Source organism: Streptomyces zagrosensis, assembly GCF_014203645.1.
Taxonomy (GTDB): Bacteria; Actinomycetota; Actinomycetes; order Streptomycetales; family Streptomycetaceae; genus Streptomyces; species Streptomyces zagrosensis.
This window is the reverse complement of sequence record NZ_JACHJL010000023.1, coordinates 21,018-37,513: the sequence shown is the minus strand read 5'-3', so window position 1 is coordinate 37,513 and position 16,496 is coordinate 21,018. Positions and strand designations below refer to the sequence as shown.

Sequence of the window (16,496 nt, the reverse complement as noted above, 5' to 3'; positions counted from 1 at the left end):
GCGGGGCCGTTGCGCGGCTCCTGGGGGCGGGGTGTGCGGCGCGCGCGGCGGCCTCCGCCTCGGCGGCCCATGCGTCCAGCGCGTCCGCGTCGTCGCGGGAGAGCTGCGCCGTACGGGCGAGGGCCTCGACGACGCCCTTACCGAGCGCCTTCTCCAGCATCGGCAGCGCCTCGTGCCGCACCCGGGAGCGGGTGAACGCCGGGTCGGCGTTGTGCGGGTCGTCCCAGACCGGGAGCGACTGGGCCAGGCACGCCCTGCGCGCGGTCTGGCGGTCAAGTTGCAGGAAGGGGCGACGGTAGCGCCCGTCCGTGCCGGAGACGTAGGCCATCCCGGACAGCGAGCGGGTACCCGAGCCGCGGGCCAGCCCGAGCAGCACCGTTTCCGCCTGGTCATCGCGGGTGTGGCCGAGCAGGATCGCGCTGGCGCCGAGTCGCTCGGCGGCCAGGTCAAGTGCCGCGTACCGAGCGTCGCGGGCCGCGGCCTCGGGGCCGCCGCCGCGGCCCACAGCCACGGCGATGGACTCCACCGGGTCGAGCCGCAGCGCTCGCAGCCGGTCGCACACCTCGGCGGCCCGCGCATCGGAGCCGGGCTGCAAGCCATGGTCGATGGTGATGCCGCCGGCCCGCAGCCCCACCTTCGGAGCCTCGAAGGCGAGGGCGGAGGCGAGCGCCATCGAGTCGGCGCCCCCGGAGCATGCGACGAGCACCAGCGGTCGCTGCGCGGCTGCGGCCACCGGTGCCGAGCTGTCGGTCAGCGGGCGTCCCGGTGTGCGGTGTGCGGCTACCGCCGGCCCACCGGTGTGCGGGAAGGCGTCACCGCGGGCGCCGGCGGCACACGGGAGATCGTCGCCGCGGGAGGAAGCGTCACCGCGGGAGGAAGCGTCGTCCCGGGATGGGGTGTTGCTGCGGGAGGAAGCGTCGCCGCCGCGGTAAGGAGCGTCGCGGCGGGCGGAGTCGTCGTGGCGGGAGAGAGCAGCGGCGCGAGCGTCGCCGTGAGCGGCGGCGGCGTGCGGTCGGGCCGGGGTGCGGAGGGAGGAGTGGGTGGAGGGGAGGTCGATGTCGGCGATGACGTCCTGGAGTACGCGGCGAACCGCCAGGCGTATCGCGGCGACCGCTGGATGGGGACCCATGTCCGTTTCCCATCTCTTTCATCGGGAGGTGCAATCGGGGGGTGCCTCGGGAGCCAGTGGGGCTCCAGTCACGCTAAGTATGTAGATGGTGACAGAGCCGAGCTGTTACCCGAGCATCGCACGCCTACCCGTTGCCGAGGGTCCCTCAGACGAGTGATTGAGAGGTCGTTCACCTGCCTCCTGGCGCGCGTCCTCTACGACTCTGCCTTACGGTGCACCCTCGCGACCCAGTCCGCCGGTTTGTGGATCTCCGCCTTCGTCGGCAAGGTGTTCGGGGAGGTCCACACCCGGTTGAAACCGTCCATGCCGACCTCGTTCACCACGGCCCGTACGAACCGCTCGCCGTCCCGGTACTGCCGAAGCTTCGCGTCCAGACCGAGCAGCTTGCGCAGCGCCTGGTCGAGCCGGCCCGCGCCGCTGGCCCGGCGCTTTTGGAACTTCTCCCTGATCTCCGCGACGGACGGCACGACGGCGGGCCCGACGCCGTCCATCACATAGTCCGCGTGCCCTTCGAGCAGCGACATCACGGCCGTGAGCCGGGCCAGGATCTCGCGCTGTGCCGGGGTTTGCACCAGTTCCACGATGCTGCGTCCGCCGCGTTCGGCCGGGCCGCCGTCAGGGTTCTCGGGGCGGTTGCCGGTCAGCGACTGGGCGGCCTCGCGCAGCCTTTCCAGGAGTGTGGCCGGGTCCACCTCGGTCTCGCCGAGGAAGGCCTGAATTTCGGATTCCAGGTGGTCACGCAGCCAAGGCACGGCGGTGAACTGGGTACGGTGCGTCTCCTCGTGCAGGCACACCCAAAGCCGGAAGTCGTGTGGGGCCACGTCCAGCTCGCGCTCGACGTGCACGATGTTCGGGGCCACGAGCAGCAGCCGCCCACCACCGCTGCCACCGCTGCCGCCGGCGGGCAGGTCGCGGCTTGGCGGGGCGAACGTCTCGTACTGTCCGAGCACCCGGGAGGAGAGGAACGACAGGAGCATGCCGAGCTCTACGCCGGTCACCTTGCCCCCGACCGCGCCCAGTACGGCACCGCCCGGCGTGGTGGAGCGGCGGTCCTGCATCTTTTCCAGGAGGGGACTGAGCACACTGCGGAACCCGGCAACGTTCGCCCGCACCCAGCCGGCCCGGTCCACGACCAGGATCGGCGTGTCCGCGTACGCACCGCCGGGCGCCATCATCCGGGTGAAGGCGCGGACGTGCTCCTCCGACACCTTGGCGTGCCGCCGTAGCTCCTGGACCACCTCACGCGCCTCGTCCTGGCTCACCTCGGGACCCGACCGCGCGAACCGGGTCGCGGTCGCTACCGCGAGATTCCAGTCGACCATCTCGACACCACCGATGCTCGTCATGGCTTCACGGTACGTGGGCGCCCCCGGTGTGGGGTAGTGAACGATGTTTCAGTTCGTCTGGTGGTCATACCGGCGGTGGACTCGCTGCCTCCTCGTGGCCTGTGACGCGCCCCAGGCCACGAGGGGTACCCAGGCTTAGCGGCAGCCGCAGTTGGCGAGCGCGGAGGCGAGGCGGTCCAGTGCTCGCTGGGCGGCGTGCGGGTCGTCGGTGCCGTTGGTGACGAAGGCGAAGGTCAGCAGGCGGCCATCGGCGTCCACGACGGTTCCGGCGAGGGTGTTCACGCCCGTGAGGGTGCCGGTCTTGGCCCGTACGACGCCGCGTCCGACCGCGTCCTTGGCGTAGCGGTCCCGCAAGGTGCCGGTGAAGCCCGCGATCGGCAGCCCGGTGAGCACGGGCCGCAACGCGGGCTGGCCCGGGTCGGCCGCCCGTACAAGCACCTGGGCCAGCAGCGCGGACGAGACCTTGTCGTCGCGATCCAGGCCGCTGCCGTCCGCGAAGCGGGCCCCGGCGACCGGCAGGCCGAGCTTTTTGAGCTGGGCGGTCACCGCGTCGCGGGCGCCGGCGAAGCTGGCCGGGCGGCCCGTAGCGAGTGCGGTGTGCCGGGCCAGCGCCTCGGCGATGTCGTTGTCGCTGTTGGTGAGCGCCCGCTCGACCAGGGCCGACAGCGGCTGGGAGCGGACGGTGGCCAACGTCGTATCCGCGCTGCCCTGGTCGTCCTCGCCGGCCTGGGCACCGTTGGCTCCCCGACCACCAGCGGCTCCCTTGGCATCGTTGGCTTCGGCGGCGGCGCCGGGGCGCCGGTGGTGGCGTGGGTCGCCGGTGACCTTGATGCCCCGGTCGCGCAGCAGCCCCGCGAAGGTGCGGGCGGCGTCGGCGGCCGGGTCCTTGGCCCGATCGGCGGGGCCACGCTCGGAGTCGTCGCGGCGGCCCTCGTCGGCCATCAGCGCGGTGACGGGGGCGAGGTTCTCGTTGGGTCCGATCGGATGCAGTACGGGGCCCGAGTACAGCGAGGTGTCGTAGTCGAGCCTGACGTTCCGCTGGTCGCGGGCGCCGAGTGCGCGTGCGGTGTCGTCGGCCAGTTGCCGCAGGCTGGCGGGGCGCGCCGACTCGGGGCCGTGGGTGGCGCGGGCCGTGAGCGTGGGGTCGCCGCCGCCGACGAGGACGATGCGGCCCGTATCGCCGGGCACCGTGGCGACGGTGGTGGTCAGCCGGTGGCCAGGGCCGAGCGCGGAGAGCGCCGCGACGCCGGTGACGAGTTTGATGACGGAGGCGGGTACGGCGGCGCTGTTCGCCTTCGCATCGAACAACTGCCGCCCCGTGGCCGCGTCCACGACGGCGCCCGCCCGCAGCGGGCCGAGCGCGTCGTCCTTGAGCAGCGGCCCCAGGGCATCGGAGAGCCCGGGCCCGGTGGGCATCGGGACGGACTGCTCACCGGTGCGCGGCGTGGGCGACTGGGTGGGGGCGCCCAGTGGAGCCAGGACGAGCGCCGCGCTGGGCGCGGGCGCCGGGCCCGGGCCGTGCTGCCCGCCTCCCGTGCGGGCTCCGGAGGCGGCCCGCTGCCGCTCGGCCGTACGCTGGCCAGAGTCCCAGGGACCGGAAGCGACCACGGATGTGGCCGCGACCGCAAGGCCGACAAGGGCGGAACCCGCAGCTAGCAGCCCCGTCCGGCGCTGCTCGCGAGTGGTGACGCGCCACTGGTCGAGCCACCAACCAAAACGCCATCTGGCCTCGTCAGGCATCTCAGAGCAGCCCCTTTCGCAACCACACACCTGCGTGAGGGACACTTAACCACCCGAAGTATGTGCTGATCATGGAGGAGCCACCCGTGGAGTTCGACGTCACCATCGAGATCCCGAAGGGTTCGCGGAACAAGTACGAGGTGGATCACGAGACCGGTCGTATCCGCCTCGACCGTCGACTCTTCACCTCGACCAGTTACCCGGCCGACTACGGATTCGTGGAGAACACCCTCGGCGAGGACGGCGACCCGCTGGACGCGCTGGTCATCCTTGACGAGCCGACGTTCCCCGGCTGCCTGATCAAGTGCCGCGCCATTGGCATGTTCCGGATGACGGATGAGGCCGGCGGCGACGACAAGCTGCTGTGCGTCCCCGCGTCGGACCCCCGCGTGGAGCACCTGCGCGATATTCACCACGTTTCCGAGTTCGACCGGCTGGAGATCCAGCACTTCTTCGAGGTCTACAAGGACCTGGAGCCCGGCAAGTCCGTTGAGGGCGCCGACTGGGTGGGCCGCGCCGAGGCTGAGGCCGAGGTCGAGGCGTCGGTCAAGCGCCTTGAGGCGTCCGGCGGCGCACACCACTGAGCCACGCCGGGGCCACATGTTGACACTGACCACAACCACTGACCGCAACCGCTGACCGCAGGCGCCGCCCCTAGGCGCTGCCGGATCGGCGGCCCTGATCAGCACAACCCCGATGGGCGGAGCACTGCGCACGCAGGCTCCGCCCATCGGCGTGCGCGTGGGGCGTATGCGTCAGGTGTACGGGGCGTACGGGAGCGTACGCGGGCGTACGGAGGCGTACGGGGCGGCTAGAAGCCGCGCGTCCGCTTCGCTGCGCGGCGGAGCGGGCCGCCGGTCTCCGCTCCCGGTGCGCGAAGGAACAGCCGGGCGATCTCATTACCGAGGTTCACCCCGATGGCGATGGCCAGCGCCAGCGAGGCGGCGCGGGTAAGGGACGAGATGCCCGCGTCCAGGTTCTTTTGGGCCAGCGCGAGCAGCCCGAAGTACGTCGCGCTACCGGGCAGCAGCGGCCCGATCGCGGCCGTGACGTAGGGCAGCGCCGACGCGTACCGGTAACGGGACAACAACTGGCCGAAGAGGCCGACCAGGCCGGCAGCTGCCGTCGTGGAGGCCACGGCCGGAATGCCCGCCACATCGTGCATCGAGCCGTACACCAGCCACGCCACACCGCCGTTCAGCGTGGCGAACAGCACGGTGGAACGTTCCTGCTGGAGCAGTACACAGAACGCCAGGGCCAGCAGCATGGCCGAGAACAACTGCACCACGGGCCGCTCATCGCCTCTGAGCGCGGCCTCCGGATTGAAATTCGCGCCCAGCCGCAGCCCCACAAACAGCACCGTCAGCACCCCGATCACGATGCCGACGATCAGGTACATGACCTCAAGCAGTCGGGCGGACGCGGTGATGTAGTAGCCCGTCAGGCCGTCCTGCACTCCCGCGACCAGCGCCCGTCCCGGGATCAGCGCGAACAGCCCACCGGTGATCACGGCGGAGCCCTGCACATTGGCGTGCGCCAAACTGAGCCCCACGCCCATCGCCGCCGGTGGCATCGCCGCCGCCACGAACTGGTAGAACTCCGGCAGGCCGCGGCCGGAAGCCAGCCACGCGAGCCGGTCGCCGAGCATCGCGCCCACCGCCGCCGCCACGAAGACCAGCCAGCTGCCGCCCACCAGCAGGCTCGCCGCGCCCGCCAGCGCACCGGACGCCACGGTCAGCGCCCAGCCCGGATACGGGTGGCGGTTACGACGGATCTCGGCCAGCCGCCGGTACGCCTCCTCCAGGGTGAAGTCGTCCTGCGAGGTGATGTCGTCCACGAGCGCGAAGACCGCCGAGAGCCGCGTGTAGTCCACGGCCCTGCGGCGAACCGTCCGGCTGGCCGTCACCGGGTCATCCACCAGCGACGGCTGGTACGAGATCGACAACAGGGTGAAGGTCACCGTCGGCTCGCAGCGTTCCAGGCCGTACGCGTGCGCCACGCCGAACATCGCCGCCTCGACGTCCTCAGCGCCCTCGCCGCCCGCGAGCAGGATTTCGCCGATACGTAGCGTGATGTCCAGCACGCGGGGGACGGCGAGCGCCGACTCCGCGTGCTTTTCGACCCGCTCGGGCACCGGGCGCTCGCCGACCGGCATGCGGAGCATCGTGCGCATCCGATCCTGCCAAGGCGTCTCCTTGGTCAGCCGGATGACGGGTATGCCGTGCGGAGGCGTGAACGCCGGGCCGCGCGTGGTGCCGCGCCCGGAGGCGATGCTGCCGTTCGGGGCCCCCGACGCGGGTGACTCGGGAATCGGGGTGCTGGACGTGGTGGAGCCAGGCAGCACGAACGCCGAACCTTCCGCCTCCGATGGTGCGTCCACCACCTCCGCCGGCAGGCCGCTCGGGATGGCGAACTCCGACGTCGGATGCTCGCCATCGATCGAATGCGACGCCCTCGGCAGGCCGTGCGGCGCCGTGAACGCGCTGTGCGCCTCGTCCGACTGCGGCTTGTGCTCCCTCGCCTCGTCCACGTCGCCCGCGTGCCCCGTGCCCTGCCTACCCTGCGCCTTTGACGCCACGTGCCCTCTCTCCTCGCCTGCCTTTCCTGCCCCTTCAGCCACGATGCCTGATCATCAGCCGAGGCGCCCAGTGTGCAACGTCTTCCCTCAAGAGCACAGGTCACCCGCCATCCGCCGGCCACGTCGCGATATGACCCGATAAGCCTGCTGGCTGGATGAACGAGAGGGCAGGTAGCTGACGAGGGGCGGCAGGTGGCCGGAAATCATGCGCCCAGGAGGTGGGGAGCATGCGCCCAGGAGGTGGAAGGCGGCGCGTCTACCGACCGGGGCGCCGGTGATCAGAGACGCCTAACGACCGGGACGCCGAGGCCCGCGACGCCGAAGGCCAGCTTCTTCCGATTGCGGGCGCTCGGTCGCCCGGCCGGTGCGGCGGCGGCGCCAGCCGCGGGCGTGCGGCTGCCGATGGTCGCGAGCATCACGCTGACCGCGGGAAGGCCGCTGCCGGTATCGACGGGGACGCTGCCCGCTTACGGAACTGGAGCCGCCTGTTCGGCGAGCGGCTCCGGGCTGCTGACCGCGGCCCCGGGCTGTGGTGACCGCAGCCGCGAACGCTGGCGACCGCGCCCTGACCTGCAAGCCGCGCGGGCTCGCAGATCAGGGTGGTGGCGGCGGTGGGTCAGCGCTTGGCGTGCCGACCGCGCGGGCCCGGCGGCTGCGGCGGGTCCTGCGGGTTGTGCGGGTCCCGCGCGTTGTAGGTGTCCAGGGGCTCGTACGAGTCGTTCCGCGGGTCGTACGCCGGGGCCTGCGGGTCATGCGGCGGGTCCTGCGGATTGGCGAACTGCGCCTGCGGGTCGCCGACCGCTGGCGGCTGCTGCCTCGGGTCGCGGCCGTACGACGGCTCCTCGGCGCCGTAGCCCCCGGCCGAACCGGGCTGTGCCGCGTAGCCGGGCTGCGCGGACGGGTTGCCGGGCTGCGGGCGGCGTTGGAAGGACTGGGTGGGCTGAGAGCCGGGCTGCGCCGCGTGGTCGGGGCGCTGTCCATATCCCTGCTGGGGCTCGTGCGGCCCTGAGGGGCCCTGCTGCCTCTGGTAGCTCTGCTGCCCCGGCTGCGCCTGGTGGCCCTGTTGCCCGTGCTGTCCCTGTTGTCCCTGCTGTCCCTGCTGTCCCTGTGGAGCCTGTTGTCCCTGTGGGGCCTGCTGGCTGTGGCCGTGCCCCGGGAAGCCCGGTGGCTGCTGGTTGTGGCTCGCCGGGTAGCTCCGTTGGGCCTGCGGGTCCTGGTAGCCGGGCCCGGCCTCGCCGCCGCCCTGCGGGGCCTGCGGCTGCTGGTAGCCCTGAGGCCGCTGCCCCGGGTGGCTCTGCCGCGGCTGCTGGGGCGAATGAGGCTGCTGGGTCTGTTGAGGCTGAGGCTGCGGCTGCTGCCCTATCTGTGGGCGCTGGCCCCGCTGCGGCGGCTGCTGGCCCGGCTGCGGCTGCTGACCCGGCTGCTGACCCGCTTGCGAACGCTGGGGCTGGCGTGGCTGCTGGGCCTGCTGCGGGTGCTGGCCGCGAGGGCCCGCACCGTCGCGCGGGTGGCCGAACACATCGGCGCGCGCCCCGCCGGGACCGCCCAGGTCGGGCCCGGACGGGCCGCCCCCAAGCGCTCCAGGCCCATCACCGAGCGAGCCGTCACTGACCGAGCCGGGGCCATCGCCGGGCGAGCCGCCGCCGGGCCCCCGGTACGCGTCGTCGCGGCCAGCGGCGCCCGCGGCGCCGGGCTGGGAGGCACCGGCACCGAACTGGGGGGCGCCGGTCGTCATGGCGGTCGCGCCGCCTCCCGCTGCGCCGGCCTTCTTCGACTTGCTGCGGGCCCGCAGAAACTCGATGACAATCGGCAGCACCGAGAGCAGCACGATGCCGACGAGCATCGCCTCGATGTTGGCGTGCACCCATTCGACCTTGCCGAGCGCCGCGCCAAGCAGCGTGACACCCGCGCCCCACAGCGTGCCGCCGATGATGTTGAAGATGACGAACGACCGGTAGTTCATCTGGCTCACGCCCGCGATGATCGGCGTGAACGTCCGCACGATCGGTACGAAGCGGGCCAGGACCAGCGACTTCGGCCCGTACTTCTCAAAGAATTCGTGCGCCTTCTCCACGTTCTCCTGTTTGAAGAGCCGGGAGTCCGGGCGTTTGAAGAGCGCGGGGCCCACCTTGCGACCGAAGAGATAGCCGACCTGGTCACCGACCACGGCCGCGATCACCACCAGCACGGTGACGAGCCACAGGTCCTGCTTGATCCCATTGGTGGTCACCAGCAGACCCGTGGTGAACAGCAGCGAGTCACCCGGCAGGAAGAAGCCGATGAGCAGGCCCGACTCGGCGAAAACGATGGCGATCACGCCGTAGATGCCGAACTGGTCGATCAAGTAGTCCGGGTCCAGCCAACTGGGGCCGAGCGCGAGAGTGGTCACGGGTGACGAGGCTCCTGGATCAGGGGGTGCAGGCGGCGCGTGCGGCCCTGCCGCGGGAGGCGGACTAGGTGCGGCGGGGTTGCGGGTGTGCGGCCCAAAACTATCAACGCCAGACGTCCGGCACCGGTTCCAGTCCGGCCAACCGGCACGGTCGCTCCCGCGTTATTTCCGTCGAACGGTAATCACGCAGCTCACAGGCCCTAAAAGTCCCAAAAGACACACCTGTTCCCACCAGTCACCGCACGCCCCACCTCCGCCCTCGTCACACCTCCCGTACCACCGACCGCCTGTTCCCACGCCCCGCCCCGCGCCCCCAGCCGCGGGGCGGCGCGCGGCTATCCCTGGTCGCTAAGCCCCTGGTCGAGGGGCCCCTACTCGCGGGTCGTTGGGTGCTGCCGTCGCGCGTTGGCCACGATGGCATCCCGCAGGAACCCGGCGAGCCCCGGCGCCAGCGCCTCATACGTCGCGGTGAAACGCTCGTCCGTGACGTACATCTCGCCGAGCGCCGTGTGGATCTCGTACGAACAGTCGTAGTAGAAGCGACAGATCTGCTGCCGGTGCTCCTCGGCAAGGTCCATCGCCGCATCGGACGCGGGGCCCTGACCGCCGCGGAGCGCGGCAACCATGCGCCGCCCCCAGCCCCCTTCCTCGGCCTTGATCCGCAGCCAGTCGTCCTTGGAGTACGCGGCGGTCCTGCGCTGCGACTGCGCGTACGCCTGTGTGCCGCCCCAGCGGCGCTCCACCTCGTCCGCATACGTGTCGGGGTCGGCGTCCCCAAAGACCTCGAACTTCTCTTCCGGAGTCAGGTTGATGCCCAATTTCTTCGCCTCCATGGCGTGTTCAACGGCGGCGGCCATCTTTTGGAGCCTGTCGATCCGGACGGTCAGCAGCTCGTGCTGGCGGCGCAGATGTTCCCGCGGGTCCGCGTCCGGGTCATCGAGGAGTACCGCCACCTCGTCGAGCGGGAAGCCGAGCTCCCGATAGAACAAGATCCGCTGGAGCCGGTCGAGATCGGCATCGTCGTAGCGCCGGTGACCCGCATGGCTGCGGGCGCTCGGCGTCAGCAGCGCGATCTCGTCGTAGTGGTGCAACGTCCGCACCGTAACCCCGGCAAACGCGGCGACCTGTCCCACGGAATGGCTCATCGAACTGCCCGCTCTCCTCGCTTTTCGGTACGCCGCCCACGGTGCTTCCTCACGCCGCGTGAGGTGCAAGTCCAGATATCGGAAACTGCTTGGGCACCGTTCGAATTGGATGGCATCCTGCGACGCATGCTCGGAATAACGGATCTCTCGACGTACCTCGCGGGTCTCGCACTGATCATCCTGCTGCCAGGGCCGAATTCGCTGTACGTCGTCTCCGTCGCCGCCCGACGCGGCCCGCGCACCGCCTACCGGGCGGCCGGCGGTGTGCTGTGCGGCGACACGGTGCTGATGGTCCTGTCGGCGGGCGGCGTGGCCTCACTGCTCAAGGCCAGTCCCGTGGCCTTCAGCATCGTGAAGTTCGCGGGCGCGGGCTATTTGACCTGGCTGGCGATCGGCATGCTGCGCGGCGCGTGGGCGCTGTGGCGGCGACGCACCGAGCAGGCGGCCGAAGCGCCGGGGGCGGCGGGGGCGACAGCGACTTCAGATGGAGCGGCAGGCGCCACCTCCACGCAGGCCACCGAGGCAGCAGACGGGGGCCGGCAGCAGACCGAGCGGCCGTACCGGCGCGCGTTCGTGGTGAGCCTGCTCAACCCGAAGGCGATCTTGTTCTTCATCTCCTTCTTCGTGCAGTTCGTTGACCCGGACTACGCGCACCCCGCGCTGTCGTTCGTCGTACTCGGCCTCTGGGCGCAGCTCTTCAGCATCACGTACCTGACGATCCTGATCTTCAGCGGCACGTTCCTAGCGGCGACCTTCCGCCGCCGCAAGCGGCTCACGGCAAGCCTGTCGGCAGGCGCGGGCGCCGCGTTCCTCGGCTTCGCGGCGAAGCTGTCGCTGGCGAGCGCGGGGTGAGGCTTGGTGTCGGGGGAATGCGGGCCGGGGCGCTGTCTTGCCGGGGTGGTTTTCTTCCTAATTTTTTCCTAGGGGTGGCTTGTTGGCCGAATCCGCAGGGAGAGCCAGGCGGTTGCATGCGCTTTGTCGGACTTCGCGGAAGTGAGTAAAAACCGGGGTGGGGCGCGGTAGCGTCGCAGGTCGCGAAGGGTGGTCCCCGCGGGTGCGGGGGTGGTCCCTCGCCGCGCGCCTGGTCGCGCTGGAAAAGATCGTGGTCCCCGCGGGTGCGGGGGTGGTCCCGGCGCGCTGTGGACCGAGGTCAACGAGGCGCTGTGGTCCCCGCGGGTGCGGGGGTGGTCCGGTGAGCGGCAGGCGGCCGGTGTCGAGCTGGTCGTGGTCCCCGCGGGTGCGGGATTGGCCTTAACCGCTCCCGGCTCTGGCTGCTTCTCACCCGTGGTACGTGGACCAGGCAGGCAGAAGACCGCCGTTGCGCGGCCCGCGCTTACGATTCCGCTGCGGTCTCAAAGGCGCGGAATCGGTTGCCAACCGGGCGTACATTGCGAGTGTCAGCACGCAATGGGGAGTCAGCATGCCCGACACCACAGACAAGCACCCGGGCGCTCGCATTCGCGAGATCCGCCTGATTCGCGACTACACCCTGGCCCAACTCAGCACGCGGTCACACGTTTCCACCAGCCAACTCTCCCGCGTCGAAAAAGGCGAGCAGCCCGCCAGCCCCTCGGTTATGGCCGCCGTAGCCCGTGCGCTCGGAGTGACTCTCTCTGTCCTGCACGGCCAGCCGTACATCCACATGCTTCAGAAGGACCAGCTCGATCGACTGCTGACACCGATCAGCAGCGCCCTCGACGCGTGGGACATCCCACCGGACGACGACATTCCAACGCAGCCGCTGGATGAGGTGGCCGCGCGGGTGGCGGCGCTCTCCCGACAACGTGCTCAGGGCGAGTTCGGTGAGGTAGCCGAGGCGCTGCCCGAGGTGATCGCCACGACGGCCACCGCAGTGCAGACCCACTCCACGCCGGGCCACGACCGGGAACGGGCGCACTACCTCCAAGCGGAGGCAGCACGCACCACGGCCATCCTCGCCTATCGGCTCGGTTATATGGGTCTCGCCCGGCTCGCCCTCTCGCGCATGGCCGCCGCCGCACCTCACTCCGGCGATCCCCGGCAGGTCGCCGTGGAGCGGTACGAGCGGGCGGTGATCACACATGCGGAAGCGTCGCGACCTGATCGAGGGGTGGCTTTGATGAGGCAAGCGCTGCGTGACCTGGACGAGGATGGCGACCCCCACACCTCTGCCGTGTGCGGCACTCTGCTGCTGCGCGCATCTGCCCTGTCCGCAGTGCAGCAGGACCACGCTTCGGCGGAGAACTGGCTCGGACAAGCCGCCGAGATGGCGGAGGCAGGGGCGCGGGCAGACGCCGCAGCGAACCCGCCCGGCAGCCGCTACGCCCTGGCTTTCGGCGAGTTGAACGTTGCCCTAGGCCGTCTCGACATGGCCATGCTCCAAGATGACCACGAGGCAGCAGTGCGGGTCGCGTCGCAGGTCTGTCTGCCCGCTTCGTACCAACCCACCAGAGTCGCGGGTTTCCTGATCCGCAAGGCCAGTGCGGAGGCATGGACTGCGCGGCATGACGAGTCGCTGGCATCACTGGTCGATGCGCGCCGAGTTGCCCCGCAGTTGACGCGGTATCACCCCGAGGTGCACCAGACGGTAGGCACCCTTCTGAGAGCGCGTCAGCGCGTCGCCGGCCCGCTGCGAAAGTTCGCCGAGTGGAGCGGTGTGTAGCGGCTCACTCGCCAGCGACCGCGCCCAGTGGAGAGTACCGTTTCAGGTGGCGCAACTCGCGAGCGAGGAGTCACAGCATGACCGAGAACCTGGCCATTGGAACTCTCTTGCAACGCGTCCGAAAAAGGCGCGGACTTTCTCAGCAGGAACTACACGATGCCTCCGGCGTTTCACTCTCCCTCATCAGAAAATTGGAGCAACAGGCCGTCAGTGACACACGCATGGAGACCGTGCGTCGTCTGGCCGCGGCGCTTCGCATATCCACCAGCAGCTTGATCCCTCAGCGCAGTTCCGAGGGAGAATCTACGGCTGACACATGGCGACCAGTGCAAGAGGCTATTGAAGCGCCCCCGCAACAGATCGACGAGGAGCCGTCTGCGGCAGGAGTCATCGCGTCGGTGCACGAAATCCGTGCCGCGTACTTCGCCAAGCGAATTCTCGACCTGTCTACGCTACTCGGCCCGGCACTTCGGGACGCTGACGCGCTGGACGACGCCGATCACGAGGCGCGCAGCGCACGGTCCTACCTCCTGCAAATCGCAGGGAGCACGCTCACCCAAGTACGCCAGTTCGCGGCAGCAGAGACAGCGCTACAGCGAGCGCTGGACGACGCCCCGGACAGGCTACGCGCTGCGTCGATCATCACCACGTGGTCGTGGCTGCTTGTGCGGCAGGGCCGATTCGAGGAGTCTGCCGCGCTCGCCATTCGCTGGGCCGACGACGTCGAACCGCGCATGTCGCGGGCAACACCTGATGAACTGGCCGCATGGGGCTGGTTGCTGGTGCAGGCTTCCGCCGCCAGCCTTCGCAACGCACGCACGGCCGAAGCACACGACACCATGCAACTAGCGCGCTCCGCCGCGGTTCTGACGGGGCGCGAACTGCCAGCGGGTGGCACGCGGCTCGCCACCTGGGGGCCATACACGGTGGCTTACAAAAAGGCAGAGAGGGGCATTGTCCTGCACCGACCGGACGATGTGCTGAACACTGCCGAGCGCGTAGCAGCGGCAAACCCCGTGGCAGGGACAGAATTTGACCGGCACCGGCTCGATGTGGCGAAAGCTCACCTCATGCTTCACCAGTACGGGGAGGCTTTCGACGCACTGCTCGACATTTCCCAACGCGCTCCAGAGTGGCTAAAAGAGCAGCGCTATGCGCAGGACATCATGTCCGATGTGATCGACGGGCGGCGGACGCTGACACCGGAAATGCGTTCACTGGCCACGGCGCTGCGAGTGCCGCTGTAACGCCCGTTGTCACAACACCGAAAAGACGCAGCCATCTGACATTGAGACAGTTTTCACTCGGCAATACGGTCAGTCATCGCACGATTACTGTCGATGACACCGGAGGCTGCGCCATGCCGCCCGAAGCCAGCACACCCACCCCCTCGCCCCACGACTGGATTCCGCCCGGCGGTGGGGTGCGTTGGACCAGGGTCGGTGAACTGGGTTGGCACACGCTGACCCTGCCGACCTACCTCGGCGACCGTGTCCTGGTTCAACTCGGTGACGCGGGTGGGGCGGTGATCCAAGAGGACATCGGCGCCCAGATGACGTGGCTGACCGCACCCCACGCGCCCGCCCTGTTGGGCCTGCCAGACCACGGCACCATGACGATCTCCGGCGACGCCGACTCCTACGTCTTCGTTCCCGGGATGACCCGCACCGACCTCGTGTGGTGGCGGGTCGCCCCGACCCCCGACCGACTGTTGACCGACGCGGAACACCTCACCGACGCCATCACCACCGTCCGCGCCAACCGCGCCGCCCGCGCCAGCCGGGCCACCGGAGGCGCCGCGTGCGGGAACTGAACTGGGCACCGCCGCCCTGCCCCGACGTCATGACCTTGCCGGCGGGGCGGCACTGGGATGCCGTGCGGACCTCAACAGCCGTTGCCGACTGGGCATTTGGCGCCCTGGACGGTGTCGAGGACTCGGCTGCGATCATCGACGCCCGCACCGACACCGCGTACTGGCTCGTCCCGCCCCAGCAGGCCCGCTGGGCACCGTGGGCGCAGTGGGACCGGCTGCGGCCCCACGCCACGGTCCTGCCCACCGAGCCCAACACCGGCACCACCTACGTCGGCGTACCTCCCGCCCACACCCGCACCGGCCATGGGTTGCGCTGGCGGATGCCCGACACCGGGTCGGGGCGCTTCCTCACACATCCGCATCTGCTGTCGGGGGTACTGACCGTCGCAATCCTGGCCGTACACGGCAGCGACGCCCTGCCCCTGCAATGCCAGCTCTGCGACAACGTCCTCAAGCGGGAGCAAGCCGTGACGGCGCTCGGCCGCCGCCACCCCGACGACCGCATGGAACGCCCGCTCACCGTCCACCGCGCCTGCGCGCAACGCGCCCGCTGCACCATCGAAGGAGCGGTGTCATGACCCGCAGCACCTACCGGTACGTGGGCATGGCCATCGAGCCCGACCCCGGTGCCGCGCCGTATACCGTCCGTGCCACGTGCGCCACCTGCGGCGAGCGGTCACCCGACCCGGAAGCCGAGGGGCCGACCGGGCAGCACAGCGAGGCTCAACGCTGGTGCCGCGACCATGCGGCCCACCACCACCCAGACGGCCGCCACCTCCACTACACCGCGACCGTCACCTACGGCTGGCAGATCACCCCCACCGAGGACATCGGCCCGGCCGCCGACCACGGCTCCGCCGCCTCCAGCACCCCCAACAGCCCCAACACGCTCGTCAGACCGCCCAGTTACCCGAAGGCCGTATCCACGTGAGTGACGACCCCACCCCATCTCTCCACCCACCCGACCGTCGATCCGGAGCTGATCTCCACCGCCCGTACGCGCCTCGCTCAGCTCGGTTATGAGCCGCACCTCACGACCTGCGACGCACGCGAAGGGTTGCCCGCTCGGGACGACGTCACGTTCGACCGCATCATCGCCACCTGCTCGGTGCCCCGCATCCCGGCGGCGTGGATCGAGCGGACCCGGGACGGTGGCCTCATCCTGACGGACATCGCCCTCGGCATCGAGGGGGGACTCGTCCGCGTCAGGGTCGATGGGGAACGCGCGTGCGGCAGCTTCACCTCCACGGGTGGCCGCTTCATGGCCGCGCGCGGCAACGCCGCCACCTACCCGGTCAAGGACCGCGCCCCGTATGAGCCCGCCACCGATACGCGGCCCACCACCGTCACGGCGCAGGACATCCGCGAGCACTACTCGTTCCGGCTGCTTCTCGCCTTCCAGCTGCCCGGCGCCGAACTCGTCTACCACGCCGACGCCGACACCGGCGCCATGGCCCTCCAGCTCCAGCAGCCTGACGGCACCTGGGCTCGTACCCCGCTCGCCGGGGCCTCGACGGTCACCTACGGCGGATCACCCGAGCTCTGGCAACGGGTCCAAGAGGCCTGGCAGTGGTGGAACGAACAGGGCCGACCCGCGCAACACCGGTTCGGCTATCGCCGTGACCCGGACGGCAGCGCACACGTTCAGCACATTTCTTCGCGCCGCCGCTGGGCGCTCTGACTCGCTTCGGCCGCCCGGCCGCCCAACGCTTCGA

The 16,496-nt window shown here is 70.3% G+C and carries 13 protein-coding genes and 1 pseudogene; 8 read left to right on the top strand and 6 right to left on the bottom strand.

The window, feature by feature from the left end; all coding sequences use genetic code 11:
- Positions 1–40: 40 nt before the first annotated feature.
- From tilS to dacB, 3 genes and pseudogenes are all read right to left on the bottom strand, one after another.
- Positions 41–1,129: pseudogene (gene tilS / locus FHS42_RS37755) on the bottom strand (tRNA lysidine(34) synthetase TilS); the annotation flags it as partial.
- 194 nt (positions 1,130–1,323) lie between these two features.
- The gene (locus FHS42_RS30850) at positions 1,324–2,475 is read right to left on the bottom strand and encodes an Rv3626c family coenzyme F420 biosynthesis-associated protein (RefSeq protein ID WP_184578359.1); all 1,152 of its coding nucleotides are present in this window, start codon (positions 2,473–2,475) and stop codon (positions 1,324–1,326) included.
- Positions 2,476–2,610: 135 nt separating this feature from the next.
- Positions 2,611–4,215, bottom strand: coding sequence for a D-alanyl-D-alanine carboxypeptidase/D-alanyl-D-alanine endopeptidase (gene dacB, locus FHS42_RS30845; RefSeq protein ID WP_184578356.1), 1,605 nt, complete (start codon positions 4,213–4,215; stop codon positions 2,611–2,613).
- 86 nt (positions 4,216–4,301) lie between these two features.
- On the opposite strand from dacB, the gene FHS42_RS30840 reads away from it, so the two are divergent.
- Complete coding sequence (locus FHS42_RS30840; protein WP_184578525.1) at positions 4,302–4,799, top strand: inorganic diphosphatase; 498 nt, start codon at positions 4,302–4,304, stop codon at positions 4,797–4,799.
- A gap of 227 nt (positions 4,800–5,026) precedes the next feature.
- Here FHS42_RS30840 and FHS42_RS30835 read toward each other — a convergent pair whose 3' ends face one another.
- The 3 genes from FHS42_RS30835 to FHS42_RS30825 form a co-directional block, all read right to left on the bottom strand.
- Complete coding sequence (locus FHS42_RS30835) at positions 5,027–6,793, bottom strand: threonine/serine exporter family protein (RefSeq protein ID WP_376772758.1); 1,767 nt, start codon at positions 6,791–6,793, stop codon at positions 5,027–5,029.
- A 616-nt stretch (positions 6,794–7,409) separates the two neighbouring features.
- The gene (locus FHS42_RS37750; protein WP_312867110.1) at positions 7,410–9,182 is read right to left on the bottom strand and encodes a DedA family protein; all 1,773 of its coding nucleotides are present in this window, start codon (positions 9,180–9,182) and stop codon (positions 7,410–7,412) included.
- 371 nt (positions 9,183–9,553) lie between these two features.
- Positions 9,554–10,327, bottom strand: a complete 774-nt coding sequence (locus FHS42_RS30825) for a MerR family transcriptional regulator (protein WP_184578353.1) — start codon at positions 10,325–10,327, stop codon at positions 9,554–9,556.
- 126 nt (positions 10,328–10,453) lie between these two features.
- Here FHS42_RS30825 and leuE point away from each other — a divergent pair, with 126 nt between their 5' ends.
- The 7 genes from leuE to FHS42_RS30790 all read left to right on the top strand — a co-directional run bounded on the left by leuE (position 10,454) and on the right by FHS42_RS30790 (position 16,462).
- Entirely contained in the window at positions 10,454–11,179 is a 726-nt protein-coding gene (gene leuE / locus FHS42_RS30820; RefSeq protein ID WP_184578350.1) for a leucine efflux protein LeuE, read from the top strand.
- Between the two features lie 568 nt (positions 11,180–11,747).
- A complete protein-coding gene (locus tag FHS42_RS30815; RefSeq protein WP_184578347.1) occupies positions 11,748–12,968 on the top strand; it encodes a helix-turn-helix domain-containing protein in 1,221 nt (406 codons plus the stop codon).
- 77 nt (positions 12,969–13,045) lie between these two features.
- Positions 13,046–14,215, top strand: a complete 1,170-nt coding sequence (locus tag FHS42_RS30810) for a helix-turn-helix domain-containing protein (protein WP_184578343.1) — start codon at positions 13,046–13,048, stop codon at positions 14,213–14,215.
- Positions 14,216–14,328: 113 nt separating this feature from the next.
- A complete protein-coding gene (locus FHS42_RS30805) occupies positions 14,329–14,781 on the top strand; it encodes a hypothetical protein (RefSeq protein WP_184578341.1) in 453 nt (150 codons plus the stop codon).
- Positions 14,769–15,359 carry a hypothetical protein gene (locus FHS42_RS30800; RefSeq protein WP_184578338.1) on the top strand — a complete coding sequence of 197 codons (591 nt, stop codon included), beginning with the start codon at positions 14,769–14,771 and terminating at the stop codon, positions 15,357–15,359. The genes FHS42_RS30805 and FHS42_RS30800 overlap by 13 nt, the downstream gene beginning before the upstream one ends.
- A complete protein-coding gene (locus FHS42_RS30795) occupies positions 15,356–15,712 on the top strand; it encodes a DUF7848 domain-containing protein (RefSeq protein WP_184578335.1) in 357 nt (118 codons plus the stop codon). The genes FHS42_RS30800 and FHS42_RS30795 overlap by 4 nt, the downstream gene beginning before the upstream one ends.
- Positions 15,713–16,462, top strand: a complete 750-nt coding sequence (locus FHS42_RS30790) for a protein-L-isoaspartate O-methyltransferase family protein (protein WP_184578332.1) — start codon at positions 15,713–15,715, stop codon at positions 16,460–16,462.
- Positions 16,463–16,496: the final 34 nt, after the last annotated feature.